Raw genomic sequence first — 14,896 nt, forward strand, 5'->3', positions numbered from 1 at the left:
TGGTGCTGGTGCATTACTACGGTGGCACCGCCGAGGCTGCGGGAACCACCGAAGAGATGATCGAGTTGCCTGTTGACCTCACCGTTGACCAGGTGCTGGAGCACCTCGGCAAGCTCCATTCCGATTTGGGGCGGGTACTGGGAGTGTGCACCTTATTCGTCAATGGATTTGCAGCCCGAGGTGACCAAACGGTGCCAGATGGCGCCCAGGTCGACGTGCTTCCGCCATTTGCAGGAGGGTGAATGTACGCCGAAATTTCCGAGCAGCCGCTCGACGCCGCCCGCATCGTCAGCCTTCGCGGTGACGACCGCAGCGGTGCCGTGGTGACCTTCACCGGCATTGTGCGTAACCATGATGCTGGCCACGCCGTCGTCGCCATCGACTACAGCGCCCACCCACAGGCCGACCTGATCCTCCGAAAACTGGTCACACAGTACGGTGCTCGAGAGGGGGTGCACGGTGTCGCCGCCGTGCACCGGACCGGCCATGTGGCCGTCGGTGAGATCGCGATGATCGTGTCGGTGTCTGCGGAACACCGCCGGCAGGCCTTCGACGCAGCCTGCGATCTCGTCGACTCCGTCAAAGCGACACTTCCGGTGTGGAAGTGCCAGTGGCTCGCCGACGGCTCCCACGAGTGGACCGGGTTGTCCAGGAAAGCCTTATGATCGACACATCGAGTCTCGTCCTGCCCGTGACTCCACCCGAGCGAGTGAGCATCGAGGAGCATCTGCAACTGGTCTCCGCCCTCCCCGCCACACCGGGGACGGTCACGTTGCCCCTGTCCATGTGCTTGGGACTGGTCACAGCCGAGGACATCGTTGCCCGGCTCGAGGTGCCGCCGTTCACCAACTCTGCGATGGATGGATTCGCGGTATGCTTCGATGACGTCTCCGCAGCTACCCCAAACACACCTGTCACTCTCCCGGTGACTGCCGACGTGCCAGCCGGTTCTCCAGCCGACTATCCGTTGAAGGTCGGCACTGCCCAGCGCATCATGACTGGTGCTCACATGCCGGAGGGAGCTGACACCGTTGTCAAGGTGGAAGACACCGATCATGCCGCCGGCGTGTTTGATGCCCCTGCAACGGTGACAATCATGCGCTCCCCCGCAGCTGGCGCTAACGTGCGTCACCGCGGCGAGGCGCTGACCGTTGGGGATCTGGTGCTGGCAGCCGGGACGAGCCTCACTCCCGAGGCGCTCACAGCTGCCGCCGCAGTTGGATACGGTGATCTGAGGGTGCATCCGGCACCACGGATCGGCGTGTTGACGACGGGCTCAGAGCTCAGCGAGGCCGGTGAGCCTCTGGATCGTGGGAAGATCCCGGACTCCAATGGCGTCCTGCTCGCAGGCTTGGTGCACTCATACGGTGGAATCATCACCGAGCAGGCGAAGGTGCCCGACGACCCGACCCGGTTGCGTGAACTCATCACCTCTTGGCAGGTAGATCTCGTTGTCACGGCGGGAGGCATCTCCATGGGAGCTTACGAGGTCGTGCGCCAAGGGCTGCCAGAACTTACTTTCCACCCCGTCGCCCAGCAACCCGGCGGCCCACAGGGGATAGGTCTCATTGGCTCGACGCCCGTAATGGCTTTGCCCGGAAACCCGGTCGGAGCATACGTGAGCTTCCATGTCTACGTCGTGCCACTGATGGCCCGGCTACGTGGCCTCCCTCCAGATGGTACTCACGAGATGCCCGCCGAAACGTCTGTCATCCTTGATCCAGTGCTGAATCGCCCCATCAAGCGGGCTCCCGCTGCTGCATCGTGGCGCTCTCCGGTTTCCAAGACACAGTTCATGCCCGTGCGCTGGGTCGCCGGAGGAGTCGCTCCGGTACACTCGTTGGGTTCACAGTCACACGTGGTGACGGCTCTGCCGGCCACCGACGGACTGGCCATCGTCGGCCCCGGCGTTGATCACGTCGACATTGGCGACGAATTGAGCATCCTGTTGACCAGGAGGGATCGCACATGAGCGCGTCTCCTTTCACCCACCTACGAGGTGACGGGTCGGCCCACATGATCGATGTGACCGACAAGACCCCCACCGTGCGTGAGGCGACAGCAGAGTGCTGCGTAGCGTGCTCCGAGCCGATCATGTCCGCACTGCACAACGAATCAGTCCCCAAGGGAGACGTGCTGGCCGTGGCCCGCATCGCAGGCATCCAGGCCATCAAACACACACCTGACCTCATCCCCCTGGCGCACCGTATCGGCGTGCATGGAGCCGAGGTGGACCTGTGGCTCGAAAACGACCGAGTACGTATCCGCGCCACAGCGCGCACCGCTGATCGCACCGGGGTCGAGATGGAGGCACTCACCGCGGTGACGGTAGCCGCTCTCACAGTGGCCGACATGGTCAAGGGTGTCGATCGTGGCTTCGCCATCGAACACGCAGTGATTACTCATAAGGCTGGTGGCCGCAGCGGCGAATGGACCCGAGAGGACGCTAAGTGAATCCCGGCGGCATCACCCCCGACAACGGGCCGGGCGCCGGCTTCATCCACGAGGCGTCCGACGATGATCTCGATACCTTCGCGGCCACGTTCACCACCTTGGAGTCGTCGCATCGCACGGCCCCGGCCCCGAACGACTCAGCACACTAGTGGGGATGATCAACGAATGGCCAGGGGCGGCATCCGCTCGCATCCAGGTGGGCCCGTTCTGTTACGCCTTGCCGAACGACGAAGCGGTGTGAGGCCCATCAGCGTATGCATGACGGATGGAGTCCACCACTCGGCCTGGTCAGGGTGGGCAGCCGCCACTCCTCAGCCCGGCGTACAAACTCGGTCTTGCCGAGCTTACGGGCCTGGTCGAGGGCGTTGGCCCCGGTGCTCGTGGTGCGTCCCAATTGCAGATCGTCTCGGGCGAGCCAGAGGCCATAAGACCACAGAAAGGCACTCTTCTGGAATTCGCGTAATGGCTAACTCCATCGAGGGGTTCTCCTGTCGTGGCCGGATAGCTGTCCGCTACCTGCGCTGGCCTTCAGCAGCCGTTCCGCGACCGCAGGGCTGGCCGCGAGATCCGTGTACTACGCCGCGAAGAAGATTGACATCGCCCCGACCGAGCCACGGCTTGCACTTGGCACATCAATATCTTGATCCAACAGCTCACTGACGATTTCATTGCGTCAGTCTTCAGCCGAGATGTCCACCGGCCGCCTCTAGAGGGGTCTTGCCGTTGTCGTCGACGGCATTGGGGGCGGAGCAGTGCTTCATCGTGTACGCGGTTTCACTGCCCATGGCTAGCGAGGGAGATCAGAACGTCGTCATCCATAGTTGTAGCTCCCATGTCGTATTGGCGGCTTACTCCACACCGTCATACTTGGGATCGTCACATCGGTCACGAAACTGTTGGACAGGATCCGGGCCGTGGCAGGGCGACGGACCGCAGGCACCGGCCCCCGAGAGACGACTCTGCGAACATGTGCTCCACACCGCGCTAACTAACACGGTCAACAAGTGGGGTGATACCTGGGCGTTGTCCATAACTTGGAAGAGCGCGTCAGGCGATCAGATCCTATGAAGAGCCACCGTGGTGGCGCCGATAAAACGCCTCGGTCTCCTTTCACTCGTCAGAGCAACAAAACAAAACTATTCGTGCATCTTGCACGCGTGTGTTGTGCACGCCTACAGCGAAGGCATGGACACTCCAGGTACACAGATCGCGGAAGCGCTAGCGCTGAGAGTGTCCGATTCTTTGTGTGCGGGGGGTTGGTTTACAAGTAGTCCGCGAATCGGTCGGGGTAAGCCACGGCTAGTTGGTTGATGGCTTGTTTCCACCCGGTGGCTTTCGCTCCTTCAATATAGCCGTTGCACTCAACGTCGCGCTTTGCTTTCTTCGCTCGCTGCGCAGCGCGCTTGTCTTCGATGTTGCAGATCATCAGCCAAAGCGTCTTCAGCGCCGCGGTATCGTTCGGGAACTGGCCCCTGTTGCGGGTAGCTTTACGCAGTTCAGCGTTGAGCGACTCGATTGAATTGGTGGTGTAGAGCACCCGGCGTGCCGCCGGCGGAAACTGTAGAAACGGCACGAACCGCTCCCAAGCGTCGCGCCAGACTTTGACCGACTGGGGGTATTTCCGGCCCAGTTCACTGGCTTCGAACGCATCCAAGGCGGCACGGGCGGTGTCCTCGTTTGCGGCCGTGTAGACCTCACGCAGCGCCCGGCAGACGGGTTTGCGGTCCTGGTAGGACACCCACCGGTTCGCAGCCCGAATCAGGTGCACAATGCAGGTCTGCACCATGGAATTCGGCCAGGTGGCCCCCACGGCTTCCGGCAAGCCTTTGAGCCCGTCGCAGCACACGATGAACACGTCCTGGACACCGCGGTTGGCCAGATCCGCGCACACCGATGCCCAGAATGCAGCGCCTTCGTTGTCGGCGATCCACAATCCCAAGATGTGCTTGATGCCGTCCATGTCGACACCAACCGCCATGTAGCAGGCTTTGTTGACCACGCGGTGGCCGTCACGGATCTTGACGCGTAGCGCGTCGAGGAAGATCACCGGGTAAAACTCGTCGAGCTGGCGGTTTTGCCAAATCATGACCTCGTCTAACACCGCATCGGTAATGGTGCTGATCGTATCCGGGCTCATATCCACCCCGAGCGTGGTCGCGAGGTGATGCTGGATATCGCGCACTGTCATCCCGCCGGCGTATAGCGAGACGATCATGTCGTCGAGTTCTGTGAGCCGGCGTGCGCCCTTGGGCACCATCCGGGGCGTAAACGTGCCGGCACGATCCCTGGGCACGGTCACTTCCACCGCGCCGTAGCCAGAATTGACGGTCTTGGTGTACGACCCATTGCGGTAATTGTTCGCCTGTGCGGTTTCCACTTGGGCTTTGGTCTTGCGGTCAGAATGGCTATAGCCCAAATGCGCATCCATCTGTGCCTGCAGACCAGCGTTGATCGATGCCTGCAGCAGGCCTTTGACCAGCTCGCTGGCATCATCAGCGGAGGTCGACAGCTCGCTGATCAAGCTGGCGAGCTCAGGATTTTCCATCAGCTTCTCGCTGATCTCGTTGACCCTCGACCGCTCAGTGGTTTCGCGACATGCATCAACACTTGAATCAGCAGGGCTCGTCGTACGCGCCGCCGATCCGCGTGACCCGCGCTGGACACAGCTCACACTCACGCAAACAGGCCGCGACGCCGTACACGAGATGCGCCATCGCCTCGTCGTGCTGCTCGATGAGTTCCTTTCAGGCTGGCCAGCGACTACCCGCGCCGAGTTCGCAAGGATGCTGAGCGCACTCACTCAAACCGGACCATTCGCTAACTAACGAAAGTACTTCCCAACCACACGCTGCGCCGCAGCGTGGGCTTCGTGCGCCCATTTTCCGTGCGATTCCGTCTGAAAGGAGCTACATGTCCACCCAAGACCGCCTCACTCCCGCCACCCGTCACGTCGTTGTCGCGCTCGTATTCGGTGCCATCCTGCCGCTACTCGACACGAGCATCAGTAACGTCGCCATTCACGGACTCGGCGACTCATTCGGCACATCCGTAGCCGTCAGTCAGTGGGTGATCAGCGGTTACGGCCTCGCCTCAACCCTTGCGATCCCGCTCAGCGGCTGGGCAACCCGGCGCTTCGGAGCCCGCCGCGTATGGCTTACTGCGCTGAGCGTGTTCACACTGGCGTCAGCTCTGTGCGCGAGCGCCTGGAGCATCGGAGCACTTATTGCCTTTCGAGTCATTCAGGGATTCGCCACCGGATTCTCAATACCAATCATGCAAACGCTCGTTGGTGACCAGTGCGGGCAAGGCGCAGGCAACCCGAGCGATGACTGCGATCGGGTTACCCGCAGTGATTGCGCCGCGGTGGCGCCCCTTCTCGGCGGAATGCTCATTGACACGCTTGGCTGGCGCGCGATTTCCTCATGAATCTACCGATCGGCATCGCCGCTATTGCGCTCGCTCTCCATTATCTTGGCCCCTCACCCGCAAACACCGCCGCCCGGCTGAGCATCGTCGACTACTTACTGCTCGCACCTGCGCTCGTCATCACAGTGTTCGGCCTCAACAGCGTCGGTACTGCCCCGCACTGGTTTAGTCTCGGGGTCTTCTGCATTGGTGTGCTCTTGCTCGGGGGGTATCTGATCCAGGCAGTGCGAACCACCGAACCACTCATTGATGTGCGCCTTTTCCGCCGCGGCACCTTCACGTCGGCGTGGACAACACTCGCACTCGCGAGCATTGTGTTTTATGGCGGGCTTTTCCTTATCCCTCTGCATTATCAGCAGAACGCTGGCACGTCAGCATTGACCGCAGGCTTGTTGCTGGCAGTGCAGAGCCTCGGCGCGTTCGGGAGCCGTTCGTTCGCACCCACGCTCACAACTCGGTGGGGTACGCGCACCTGCGCATATCTGTATATCGGAAGCACCGTGCTCGGCACACTGCCATTTGCGTTCTCAAGCGGCAGCGCGCCACTCTTGCTCGTCTCACAAGTGGCTGGCCTATTGTTGCGGGGCGGCGGGCTCGGAGCGCTCACCGTGCTCTGTATGTCCGCGACCTACCACCAGCTCGACGCCGACGAGATCGTCCACGCGAGTACTGCTGGACGACTCGCCACCCAGTTCGGTAGTGCGGCTGGCGTCGCGGCTTGTGCGTTACTCGTCGCGGTAACTGACGGAATCCACCCGGTCACCTTCGCCGCGCTCACGGCCGTCACCGCTCTCATGACGGTCACGGCCGTGAGACTGCCGGACGGTGAAGTCGTACGAAACTAGCTCAGGCCCATAACCTACTTAGCCTCAACGACCTTGACGTGGTCTCCTTCGAACCTCTCCAGCAAGCATTAGAGCGTTTGAAGGCACGACGCTCACCGCCGCCCATGATGGATTATTCACACACTGTTCCGACCACTTCCTCATCTTTGGGGGCAGATGGAGACATCTACAAACCAGCGATCCACGTGGGATGAGGCCCGCGTCGTTACAGAGAGGACGCAGAGCGATGCCTACACAGATCGATCTGGAAGAGGAAGCGTGTCACGCAGACTACATCCCCTGACGGGACAGCAGAAACTCCGGGGATCCTGGATCAGCCACCCATACGTTCGTGCAATCGGCGTGCACTGAATCTGTCGGTAACCAGATGCGTGGCGTACCCAGTCCGGAGTGCTGTGTGAAGCGCCTCGGTCTTTCGGCGCCCTCCCGCCACCAGGACGCGAGTTGGTATGAGGCGCAGCTCATCCAGCTGAATGCCGACCGTTCTCGCATCGATCTCCGGACTACAGGGCTGACCATCAGCATTGATGAAGCGTGAGCAGATGTCCCCTATCGCCTGCATGCGCAACCGGTTGAGCTCGTCATCAGTGAAATAGCCCATGTGCAGCAACAGCGCGTCACGGTCCATCGCTCCCACGGTGAAGACCGCAACATCAGCTTGCTTGCCCAGGTTCAGAATCTGGGCAATGTGGCGTTCCGTCTCGACCAGTTGCTTCACCTGTAAAGAGTCGAAGATCACCGGCAAAGGCAAATAGCGACCATAAGCGTTGAATGCTTCGCATACAGCGGCGATGGTCTCGACATCGTTGGTGGGGATGTCCGACTGTGACATCCCTCCCTTGAGCTGGATGACCTCGACACCTCGGCGGTCCTGATGCTCAAGCTGGCGAGCCACTTCAAACATGGTGCCTCCCCAGGACAGTCCGAGGGTCATCCCATCGGCGACGACATCCTCCAGCATGCGGGCGCCGCCCCGTCCCAGAGCCTTGAGCACCTCTGCCTCATCATCGACCGGAGGGACCACCACGTGAACCTCCGTGAGCCCATAGTGGGTCCTCAGTGCGTCGGCGAGCACTGAACTGTCCTCTCGAGGATCATTAATGGAAATAGTGACGAAGCCACGGTCCTTTGCGTGCTGGATGAGCTTCGAGACGGTGGGCCGGGAGATTCCCATCTGGATGCCGATGTCGCTTTGCGATAGGCCGCTCTCGTAGTAGAGGCGGACCACGTCGAGGGCTTGGGCGTCTCGCTCGTCCATGCTAAAGATCCTTGCGGTCACGATGCCGAGTGCGGCCAGCGGATTGCTGGCCGCACCAGCGAGACTAGCGCCCACAAACTCGTACTTCATTACCGCTTGTCCATACTGACCCCCGTCCGTGCGGTGAAATCCTCGGCAGTGGCGTAGGAGAACTGGGTTCCTCTCCGGGTGACGGAGTCGGCAGCGTACGCGTTGGCCATTTCAAGAGCATCGGCGATGGGCCACCTTGAGACAAGAGCATGGCTGAAGCAGCCGATGAAGGCGTCTCCTGCGCCGGTTGTGTCTACCGCATCGACGCTGACGGGTGGAATCAACTGGGTCCCCTTCTCGCTGACCCACAACACACCGCGTTCCCCGAGAGTGACAATCACGTTGTGCATACCCTTCGCGACGAGCTCGGTCACGGCCTCGGTGATCTCCTCGAGGGTGTCAACCGGCTTCCCAGTCAGCAGCGCCAGCTCCGTCTCGTTTGGAACGAAGTAGTCGACTGAAGCGATCCGCGAGTAGTCGAGGTTGGCAGTCGCCGGAGCGGGGTTCAGCAGGACGGGGATCCCAAGTCCGTGCCCCACCTCAATCGCGTGATACACAGTGTCGAGCGGGATCTCCAACTGCAAAACGATCAGACGGCAGGACTTGATGTCGTCGATAGCCGCGTCGATGTCCTGGGGTGTGAGAAGAGCATTGGCCCCCCTGACGATGAGAATGGAGTTGTGTGACTCCTGGTCGACGAAGATCGGGGCCACCCCGGAGGAAGCCTCGGTCCGCATCACGTGGCGAGTGTCGATGCCGTTGGAAGCAAAGTTGCGAACCGTGTTCTCAGCAAACACATCGTTTCCGACCCTCGTCAGCATCATCACCTGAGACCCCAACCGGGCGGCGGCGACAGCTTGGTTGGCTCCTTTCCCTCCACAGCCCATCTGGAAGTCGGGCGCCTCGAGGGTTTCCCCCAGCACGGGCATCCGGTTGATGTAGGTGATCAGGTCAACCATGTTGGATCCGATGACAGCGATGTCCATGACTACTTGTCCATTCCTGTGTGAACGTGGAAGTGGCGGGTCTCCCCCGCTTCCAAGTTGATGAGGGTGCCTGACGCCTCCGCGGCGTTGCGCCCCTCAGGGCGACATGTTCCGGGAAGCACGAACGCGCACACCCTCTGGTCGGCGTTGTGCAACAGCCAGCGCGTAGCAGTGGTGAACTCTTCGGTCGAAAACTCTGTCACGAAGCGCCCGCCCTCAGGCAAACTCATCTCAAAACGTGCCGTGGAGCCATACTGCGGAAGATCATCGGCGAAATAGACGATCTCGGGGTCGTAACGGCTACCGTCAGCGAGAACTTGAGAATCAACTCCGCCAGCCAGAATCTCCTCGTTAAATGCCAACCAATCCTGCGTGGGTGAAACATGGGCAGGAACACTGCGACGCAGCTGGAAAACGTCACCAATCGACTGGCTCATGCGCGCACCGTCAATCCATGCGTAGTTCATATGGCACATGTACTGCAACGGCATCGGCTGGTAGTGCGACAGGTTGGTCACGCTCAGATCGATGTCGATCATCGTGGCCCCGGTAGCAAGCGACACACGAGGAACAGCCTGGTAGTGGTGCCCGAACCCTTGGGCGTATTCACGACGACCACTCACGGCGATGGTGCCACCACTGACCTCCAGCCATCCCTCATCAAAACGAGAACAAGGGAACTCACCGTGCAGAGGATGCGTGTCCTCAGGGGCTGGACAGCCATTGGCGAGCAGTCCTGAGTGGAAGGCGAAGCAGCCATAAGTATTGACGATGACATCCGCGGGTTGAGGCTGGGAGAACATGTTGTCCATCGTGAGTGAGACACCATCGAAGACCACGTCCCAGATGATCTGACCCATGAACGGCAGAACTTCTACGTGCCCACGGGAGTTCGAAACTGTCACAGACGCCACGCCACTTTCGTAACGCTTTGCGGTGACGGTGAACTCATCAGATGACAACAAAACAGTGTCACGCCCAGCGGTGAAGAGTGATTCATGCAATGGAATTGTGTACATGAGAGACTTCCTTATTCAGATAAATGGTTAGTCGGCCACAGCCGCTGAATCGGAGCGCTGCAGGAGAATGAAGTGCGTCAGCACAGCCGCGAAACAAACCAGTGGCACTACGAAACTGAACGGCATCGAGCCAGTCCTATCGGAGACCATGCCTTGGAGGAGTGGAACTATTGCGCCGCCAACGATGGACATGACGATGACAGCGCCGCCAGTTTCGGTATGCCGCTTGTCAGTGATCGCGTCCAAAGTACGGGTGTAGATCGTGGCCCAGCAGGGTCCGAGCAGACCCGAGGTCAGGATTGCTGCCCATACTGCACTCATGTTGGGGACGAGCATCACGTACAGCAGCGCGAGACAGCCCAGCGTCGAGTAGATGATGATCGTTTTATTCGGGCCAATGCGAGTCATGAGAACGTTCGCCAGGAATTTCCCGAGAAAGAATGCAATGAACGCCCATATCATGAAATTAGAAGCAGTTCGTTCGTTCATAGTGTGATCGAGAGACAAAGCCAGGCGAATAGTGAATGACCAGAGCGCCGTCTGCAAACCCACGTAGAGGAATTGAACGAAAATTCCGCGACAGAAAGTCTTATTGCGAACGAGGTAACGTAACGTTTCCCCAATGCTAGCGCTGGCCTCTTGATCCTCTCCTGAGTTTGTATGCCGTAAGGGCTTGCAGTGGGGGAACTGGGTGATAGCCACGAGAATCAGCATCACGACGAGGACCATGACGATGTACTTGTAGGGCAGGAGGGTGCGCGCAAGCATCTCCTCAGCAAGGGCCCGTTTCTTCTCCGCGTCTAGTCCGGACATTCGCCCCTGCAAGCGATCCCCTTCGGAGAAAATCAAGTACTTGCCGAGCAGAATGCCAAAGATAGATCCAAGCGGATAGAAGGTCTGCGAGATGTTCAACCGGAGCGTGGAGGACTTCTTGGGACCGATCATTGATGAATACGTGTTGCAGGACGTCTCGAGGAAGCTGAGACCGACCGCAATGGCAAACAGAGCGACGAGGAACACCGAGTACGTCGCCATGTGCGATGCCGGGAAGAACAACATGCAGCCGACGATGTACAGCGTCAGGCCAATGAGAATAGAGAGCTTGTAGCTCCACTTTTTGATCACTCTCGATGCAGGAATGGCGATGACAAAATACCCGCCATAAAAGGCACTCTGGACAAAGGCAGAAGCCGCATCCGAGAGAGTGAAGATCGTCTTGAATTGTGTAATCAGAATGTCATTGAGACTCGCCGCTGCTCCCCATAATGGGAAGCAGATCGATAGAAGGATGTACTGGAAGATCGGCGTTCGATCCAGATAACCGTCATCCTGTTGCACTGCGCTGTGCTTGATGAGCATGTCAGTTGCCTTCCTTGATGATTCTGAGCCCGGCGGAAGCACCGATCCGATTTGCACCAGCTTCAACCATCCGAGTGAAATCCTCAGCTGTGCGAATTCCACCGGAGGCTTTGACGCCGAAATCTGGCCCCACCGTTTCGCGCATCAAGCGGACGGCGCCTTCCGTCGCGCCGGAGGTGGAGAACCCCGTCGACGTCTTGACGAAGTGAGCGCCCGCAGCCACAGATCGACAGCAGGCCTCAACGATCTCGCCATTGTCCAGCAGACACGTTTCGAGGATGACTTTGACGAGTGCGCCGTCTGCTGCCTCGACGACGGCACGAATATCATCCTGAACCCCCTCCCAGTCGCCAGCCTTTGCCAGCCCCAGGTTCATTACCATGTCGATCTCGTTCGCGCCGTGTGCCACCGACTCTCGAGTCTCAGCCTCTTTCGTGGCAGTGGTAGTCGCACCTAGCGGAAAGCCAATCACCGTACATACAGCTAGACCAGACCCCTGCAGCGCGTCATGAGCTGTGGGAACCCAATAGGGATTGACACACACGCTGGCAAAGTGGGCCTCTTTGGCCTCCTCGCACAGGCTGAGTACCTGGTCGCGAGTAGCAGTGGGGGCCAGCAGGGTGTGGTCGATGAGATGTGCCTTCGATGGCATGCGTTCTCCTTTGATCGCGTTGACAGGAACCACACAACCACCAATGGGAACATTTGTAAATCCTAAACTTCGCGAACGTTCCCAAAACTCCGTGAAGAAGCAGCCCATGCATGGCGTCATAGTGACAAATCCCTCACCCGCCAATGCCCCGAGGTGAGTCGTCTTCCAGCTCCGCACGGAGTTCACGCAGCAACGCCGTCGCCTCAGCAAGCCGGGCGGCATAACCCTCGGCTATCGCCGTAAGCAGCGGTGCCCGCACGTCCGCTGCCGCCGCAGCGAGAGACGCCCCCTCCTCGGTGAGCGTCAAGATGACCGCACGACCGTCATCTGATGAGGCAGACCGGGTGACGTAACCAAGATCAACAAGCCGCGACACAAGACGGCTCGGATGCCCCGACTCAGCAACCAAGCAGCCCGCAAGTTCCTTGAGCGACACCGGACCGAGCTCACCGAGGGTCATCAGCGCATCAGCCTGCACGCAGGTTAACCCAAGTGGACGAAACAACGCAGCAAGTGCCGCATTGAGCTCAGCAACGAAACGCTTAAGCTCGCTGGAAAACTCGAGCACCACCGTCGATTTATGTGACATGTGACCTACTTTCACTACGATCAACTACATGACATGTTACGTATCACAGCCACGGCGGGAGCGCACCGCTCTACGAGTGCAACAATTCACCGCAGCACCGCGCCTCGTACATGAACCGCTGGTAGTTCCAGCCCAGCGAGCGCTCGTACACGTCACACACCGCAGTCGGAGTCACCGATGCGCTCGCCGCGCATGGGGACTACCTCCTCCATCCGCGCAGTGGGTTCGTCCCCGGCTACGACTTCGTCGGCACCGTGGAACAACTACCCGCCCATGCCCCTGCCGAGCTGCGCGTTGGCGACCGAGTAGCAGGCATCCTGCCGCATATGCCGAGGCACTCCACGCGATCGCCTTGGCCATTGCAGTCGCCGTCGCGTGCCTCGGGCTGGCAGTGTGGTGGCTACGCCGTGGCGACCACACTGGCAGTGGATCACCCCTGACGGACCAGCAACCGTCAGAAACTGCCCCGATCCGCCAAATCCGCACGTCTGAAGCCCTTGGGGTCGGTGCTGCTCCGTAGGCGAGGGTCGCTCTCAGCGCCAAGGATCGGAGGTAAAACTGTTCGACCCGACACAGGTTGGCCTTGGATACGAGCGACTCTCTCGCCTCCTGCGAGAACGCGGCGTCAACCTCCGCAACCACTCACCATCGACCAGCGAGATTCGGCGATGCGCTCCATGCATGAGTATGGGGGTTTCCCTGGAATGCGTGGGCGACAAGTTTGGCTACACAGTGGGATCAGTTCGCAAGCACTTGATCACCGCTGGCGTCATGCTGCGCGACCGCACGGTCGTGGAACAGCCCCGAAGGCACAGCAGGACCATTGCTGAAGAGCAACGCACGCCAAGACACGTTACGTAACCTCACGGCCAGGCGAAGCGTGCAGCTCTCGTCGCCAGGTGCAGCAGCAGCTCGAAGTCGATGTTCCCTGTCGGGAGCATCATCTGCTCTTCCCGCACGAACTTGCAGATCAATTCCATGAGCTCCTTGGCCCCGCCTCCTGCGCAGCCTGCGTGATGCGATCCAAGGAGAGGGTGCCGGCGAGGGAGGCTTCGTCGATGATGACGAGTTGCCCAGACCGGAAGGTGGCCCCGGTGTGTTGGTGAGTGGTCCACCACTTGGCGGTGTTCTCCGTGACGATCCCCAGATCGCCGGCCAGCACTTGCGCCGCAACCGATTCATGATGGACTTGCGCAATCAACACCTGTGTCCCCGCACCTGCAACCGCCTGCCACACCAACGCCGACTCGGCACACTGGGCGTCACATCAAACCCCGCGACCGCACGTCGCGACCCCGCTCAGGATCAGGCGACAGGTCCAGCGCAACGCGATCAGCCGTCGAGTTGTACACCGGATACGCGCCCCAACAGATCACCCATGATCGGGATCGCGACCCATACCAACCAACGGCTGACGATGCGCGTCCGACACCTGCAAACCAAGCGCGAGTCCACCATGCCCCAGGGCAGCGATGACCGAACCCAGCTACCAACCTTGCGAACCGCCGATCACCGGAATTGGCGTCGGGAATGGTCCGCACCGCCCACGGGTTCCGGCTTGGTTGATCCGATGACAAACCTCGGTAGAGTCGAGTCGTGATCATTTGAGCATTTCCCTGACCTGCGTCCGAGGCCGTCTGCCCGGCAGGTTCTTTCACGTCTTCGGGATTTTGCTCATGCCTCACGTACTTGCTTCATCGTCGTTCACTGCCACGGGCTCGCATCTGCGAGTGGACGGTCTCTCGTTCTCCTACCCTGATCGGCGGGTACTCACGAATTTGTCGTTCGTCGTACCTGCTGGTGACCGGGTGAGGCTGATCGGGGAAAACGGGTCGGGGAAATCGACCTTGCTCAGGGTGCTCGCCGGATTCTTGGAGCCGACATCGGGAACGGTCGCCGTGAATGCACCGGATGCCGATGTACCAGTGATTGGGCTGCTTCATCAGGAGTCCCCGTTCTCCGCAGCTGAGATCATCGAGAATGCCATGGAGACTGTGGTTACCCCGTCGCGACGCGCAGCCGAAAAGGTCAGCAGGCTCGGTGCCGCGCCTGCGAACAACCCCGATGATCCAGTCACCGCCGACGCCTATGCGTGTGCCCTGGAAACGGCCGAGCGTCTTGGGGTGTGGGAGATCGAGGCGAGGGTCTCAGCGATGCTGACTGGACTCGGGCTCGGGGGAATCGACCGCGACCGGTCGATAGGGACGCTCTCCGGTGGGCAGTGAGTTCGGCTCGCTCTGGCGTGGCTGCTGCTGAGCGCACCGGATGTGCTGCTGCT

Annotated in this window: 16 protein-coding genes and 1 pseudogene; 9 read left to right on the forward strand and 8 right to left on the reverse strand. The window is 60.2% G+C overall.

Features of this window, described 5'->3' with window-relative positions; genetic code table 11:
• Positions 1-2: 2 nt before the first annotated feature.
• Genes ACUCCZ_RS08275 through ACUCCZ_RS08295 form a run of 5 tightly spaced genes read left to right on the forward strand, consistent with a single transcriptional unit; the run spans position 3 to position 2,603 of the window.
• A complete protein-coding gene (locus tag ACUCCZ_RS08275; protein WP_435917371.1) occupies positions 3-242 on the forward strand; it encodes a MoaD/ThiS family protein in 240 nt (79 codons plus the stop codon).
• A complete protein-coding gene (locus ACUCCZ_RS08280; protein ID WP_435917103.1) occupies positions 243-665 on the forward strand; it encodes a molybdenum cofactor biosynthesis protein MoaE in 423 nt (140 codons plus the stop codon).
• Positions 662-1,972 (forward strand): molybdopterin molybdotransferase MoeA, encoded by a 1,311-nt coding sequence (locus ACUCCZ_RS08285; RefSeq protein WP_435917104.1) that lies wholly within the window; start codon positions 662-664, stop codon positions 1,970-1,972. The genes ACUCCZ_RS08280 and ACUCCZ_RS08285 overlap by 4 nt, the downstream gene beginning before the upstream one ends.
• Positions 1,973-2,016: 44 nt before the next feature.
• On the forward strand, positions 2,017-2,454 hold the full coding sequence (gene moaC / locus ACUCCZ_RS08290; protein WP_435917372.1) for a cyclic pyranopterin monophosphate synthase MoaC: 438 nt from the start codon (positions 2,017-2,019) through the stop codon (positions 2,452-2,454).
• Complete coding sequence (locus tag ACUCCZ_RS08295) at positions 2,451-2,603, forward strand: hypothetical protein (RefSeq protein WP_435917105.1); 153 nt, start codon at positions 2,451-2,453, stop codon at positions 2,601-2,603. The genes moaC and ACUCCZ_RS08295 overlap by 4 nt, the downstream gene beginning before the upstream one ends.
• A 1,112-nt stretch (positions 2,604-3,715) precedes the next feature.
• On the opposite strand, the gene ACUCCZ_RS08300 is transcribed toward ACUCCZ_RS08295, so the two are convergent.
• Positions 3,716-4,999, reverse strand: a complete 1,284-nt coding sequence (locus ACUCCZ_RS08300) for an IS256 family transposase (protein WP_435917106.1) — start codon at positions 4,997-4,999, stop codon at positions 3,716-3,718.
• A gap of 365 nt (positions 5,000-5,364) precedes the next feature.
• Here ACUCCZ_RS08300 and ACUCCZ_RS08305 point away from each other — a divergent pair, with 365 nt between their 5' ends.
• Together ACUCCZ_RS08305 and ACUCCZ_RS08310 are read left to right on the forward strand one after the other, a co-directional pair.
• A complete protein-coding gene (locus tag ACUCCZ_RS08305; RefSeq protein ID WP_435917107.1) occupies positions 5,365-5,880 on the forward strand; it encodes an MFS transporter in 516 nt (171 codons plus the stop codon).
• Positions 5,877-6,725, forward strand: coding sequence for an MFS transporter (locus ACUCCZ_RS08310; RefSeq protein ID WP_435917108.1), 849 nt, complete (start codon positions 5,877-5,879; stop codon positions 6,723-6,725). Before ACUCCZ_RS08305 ends, ACUCCZ_RS08310 begins: the two co-directional genes overlap by 4 nt.
• A 313-nt stretch (positions 6,726-7,038) precedes the next feature.
• Here the strand turns inward: ACUCCZ_RS08310 and ACUCCZ_RS08315 are convergent, their stop codons facing one another.
• The 6 genes from ACUCCZ_RS08315 to ACUCCZ_RS08340 all read right to left on the reverse strand — a co-directional run bounded on the left by ACUCCZ_RS08315 (position 7,039) and on the right by ACUCCZ_RS08340 (position 12,618).
• A complete protein-coding gene (locus tag ACUCCZ_RS08315; RefSeq protein WP_435917109.1) occupies positions 7,039-8,073 on the reverse strand; it encodes a sugar-binding transcriptional regulator in 1,035 nt (344 codons plus the stop codon).
• Positions 8,073-8,999 carry a ribokinase gene (rbsK, locus tag ACUCCZ_RS08320; RefSeq protein WP_435917110.1) on the reverse strand — a complete coding sequence of 309 codons (927 nt, stop codon included), beginning with the start codon at positions 8,997-8,999 and terminating at the stop codon, positions 8,073-8,075. Before rbsK ends, ACUCCZ_RS08315 begins: the two co-directional genes overlap by 1 nt.
• Before the next feature lie 2 nt (positions 9,000-9,001).
• A complete protein-coding gene (locus ACUCCZ_RS08325) occupies positions 9,002-10,018 on the reverse strand; it encodes an aldose 1-epimerase family protein (RefSeq protein ID WP_435917111.1) in 1,017 nt (338 codons plus the stop codon).
• Positions 10,019-10,045: 27 nt separating this feature from the next.
• Positions 10,046-11,377 (reverse strand): L-fucose:H+ symporter permease, encoded by a 1,332-nt coding sequence (gene fucP / locus ACUCCZ_RS08330; RefSeq protein WP_435917112.1) that lies wholly within the window; start codon positions 11,375-11,377, stop codon positions 10,046-10,048.
• Between the two features lies 1 nt (position 11,378).
• Positions 11,379-12,029: a deoxyribose-phosphate aldolase gene (gene deoC / locus ACUCCZ_RS08335; RefSeq protein WP_435917113.1), complete on the reverse strand. Its 651-nt coding sequence runs from the start codon at positions 12,027-12,029 to the stop codon at positions 11,379-11,381.
• A 133-nt stretch (positions 12,030-12,162) separates the two neighbouring features.
• Positions 12,163-12,618, reverse strand: a complete 456-nt coding sequence (locus tag ACUCCZ_RS08340; RefSeq protein WP_435917114.1) for a MarR family winged helix-turn-helix transcriptional regulator — start codon at positions 12,616-12,618, stop codon at positions 12,163-12,165.
• 218 nt (positions 12,619-12,836) lie between these two features.
• Here ACUCCZ_RS08340 and ACUCCZ_RS08345 point away from each other — a divergent pair.
• Positions 12,837-13,058: pseudogene (locus ACUCCZ_RS08345) on the forward strand (hypothetical protein); the annotation flags it as partial.
• A gap of 530 nt (positions 13,059-13,588) precedes the next feature.
• On the opposite strand, the gene ACUCCZ_RS08350 reads toward ACUCCZ_RS08345, so the two are convergent.
• A complete protein-coding gene (locus ACUCCZ_RS08350) occupies positions 13,589-13,822 on the reverse strand; it encodes an AAA family ATPase (protein ID WP_462981536.1) in 234 nt (77 codons plus the stop codon).
• A gap of 604 nt (positions 13,823-14,426) precedes the next feature.
• Between ACUCCZ_RS08350 and ACUCCZ_RS08355 the strand changes: the two genes are divergently transcribed.
• On the forward strand, positions 14,427-14,843 hold the full coding sequence (locus tag ACUCCZ_RS08355) for an ATP-binding cassette domain-containing protein (protein ID WP_435917116.1): 417 nt from the start codon (positions 14,427-14,429) through the stop codon (positions 14,841-14,843).
• Positions 14,844-14,896 lie beyond the last annotated feature (53 nt).

The organism is Cutibacterium nasicola, from assembly GCF_052654715.2.

Coding starts and splice junctions, on each gene's coding strand:
- fucP (WP_435917112.1), bottom strand. CDS start 11,377: ATGCTCATCAAGCACAGCGCAGTGCAACAGGATGACGGTTATCTGGAT.
- ACUCCZ_RS08315 (WP_435917109.1), bottom strand. CDS start 8,073: ATGAAGTACGAGTTTGTGGGCGCTAGTCTCGCTGGTGCGGCCAGCAAT.
- ACUCCZ_RS08300 (WP_435917106.1), bottom strand. CDS start 4,999: ATGGAAAATCCTGAGCTCGCCAGCTTGATCAGCGAGCTGTCGACCTCC.
- ACUCCZ_RS08325 (WP_435917111.1), bottom strand. CDS start 10,018: ATGTACACAATTCCATTGCATGAATCACTCTTCACCGCTGGGCGTGAC.
- rbsK (WP_435917110.1), bottom strand. CDS start 8,999: ATGGACATCGCTGTCATCGGATCCAACATGGTTGACCTGATCACCTAC.
- deoC (WP_435917113.1), bottom strand. CDS start 12,029: ATGCCATCGAAGGCACATCTCATCGACCACACCCTGCTGGCCCCCACT.
- moaC (WP_435917372.1), top strand. CDS start 2,017: ATGATCGATGTGACCGACAAGACCCCCACCGTGCGTGAGGCGACAGCA.
- ACUCCZ_RS08305 (WP_435917107.1), top strand. CDS start 5,365: ATGTCCACCCAAGACCGCCTCACTCCCGCCACCCGTCACGTCGTTGTC.
- ACUCCZ_RS08310 (WP_435917108.1), top strand. CDS start 5,877: ATGAATCTACCGATCGGCATCGCCGCTATTGCGCTCGCTCTCCATTAT.
- ACUCCZ_RS08285 (WP_435917104.1), top strand. CDS start 662: ATGATCGACACATCGAGTCTCGTCCTGCCCGTGACTCCACCCGAGCGA.
- ACUCCZ_RS08280 (WP_435917103.1), top strand. CDS start 243: ATGTACGCCGAAATTTCCGAGCAGCCGCTCGACGCCGCCCGCATCGTC.
- ACUCCZ_RS08340 (WP_435917114.1), bottom strand. CDS start 12,618: ATGTCACATAAATCGACGGTGGTGCTCGAGTTTTCCAGCGAGCTTAAG.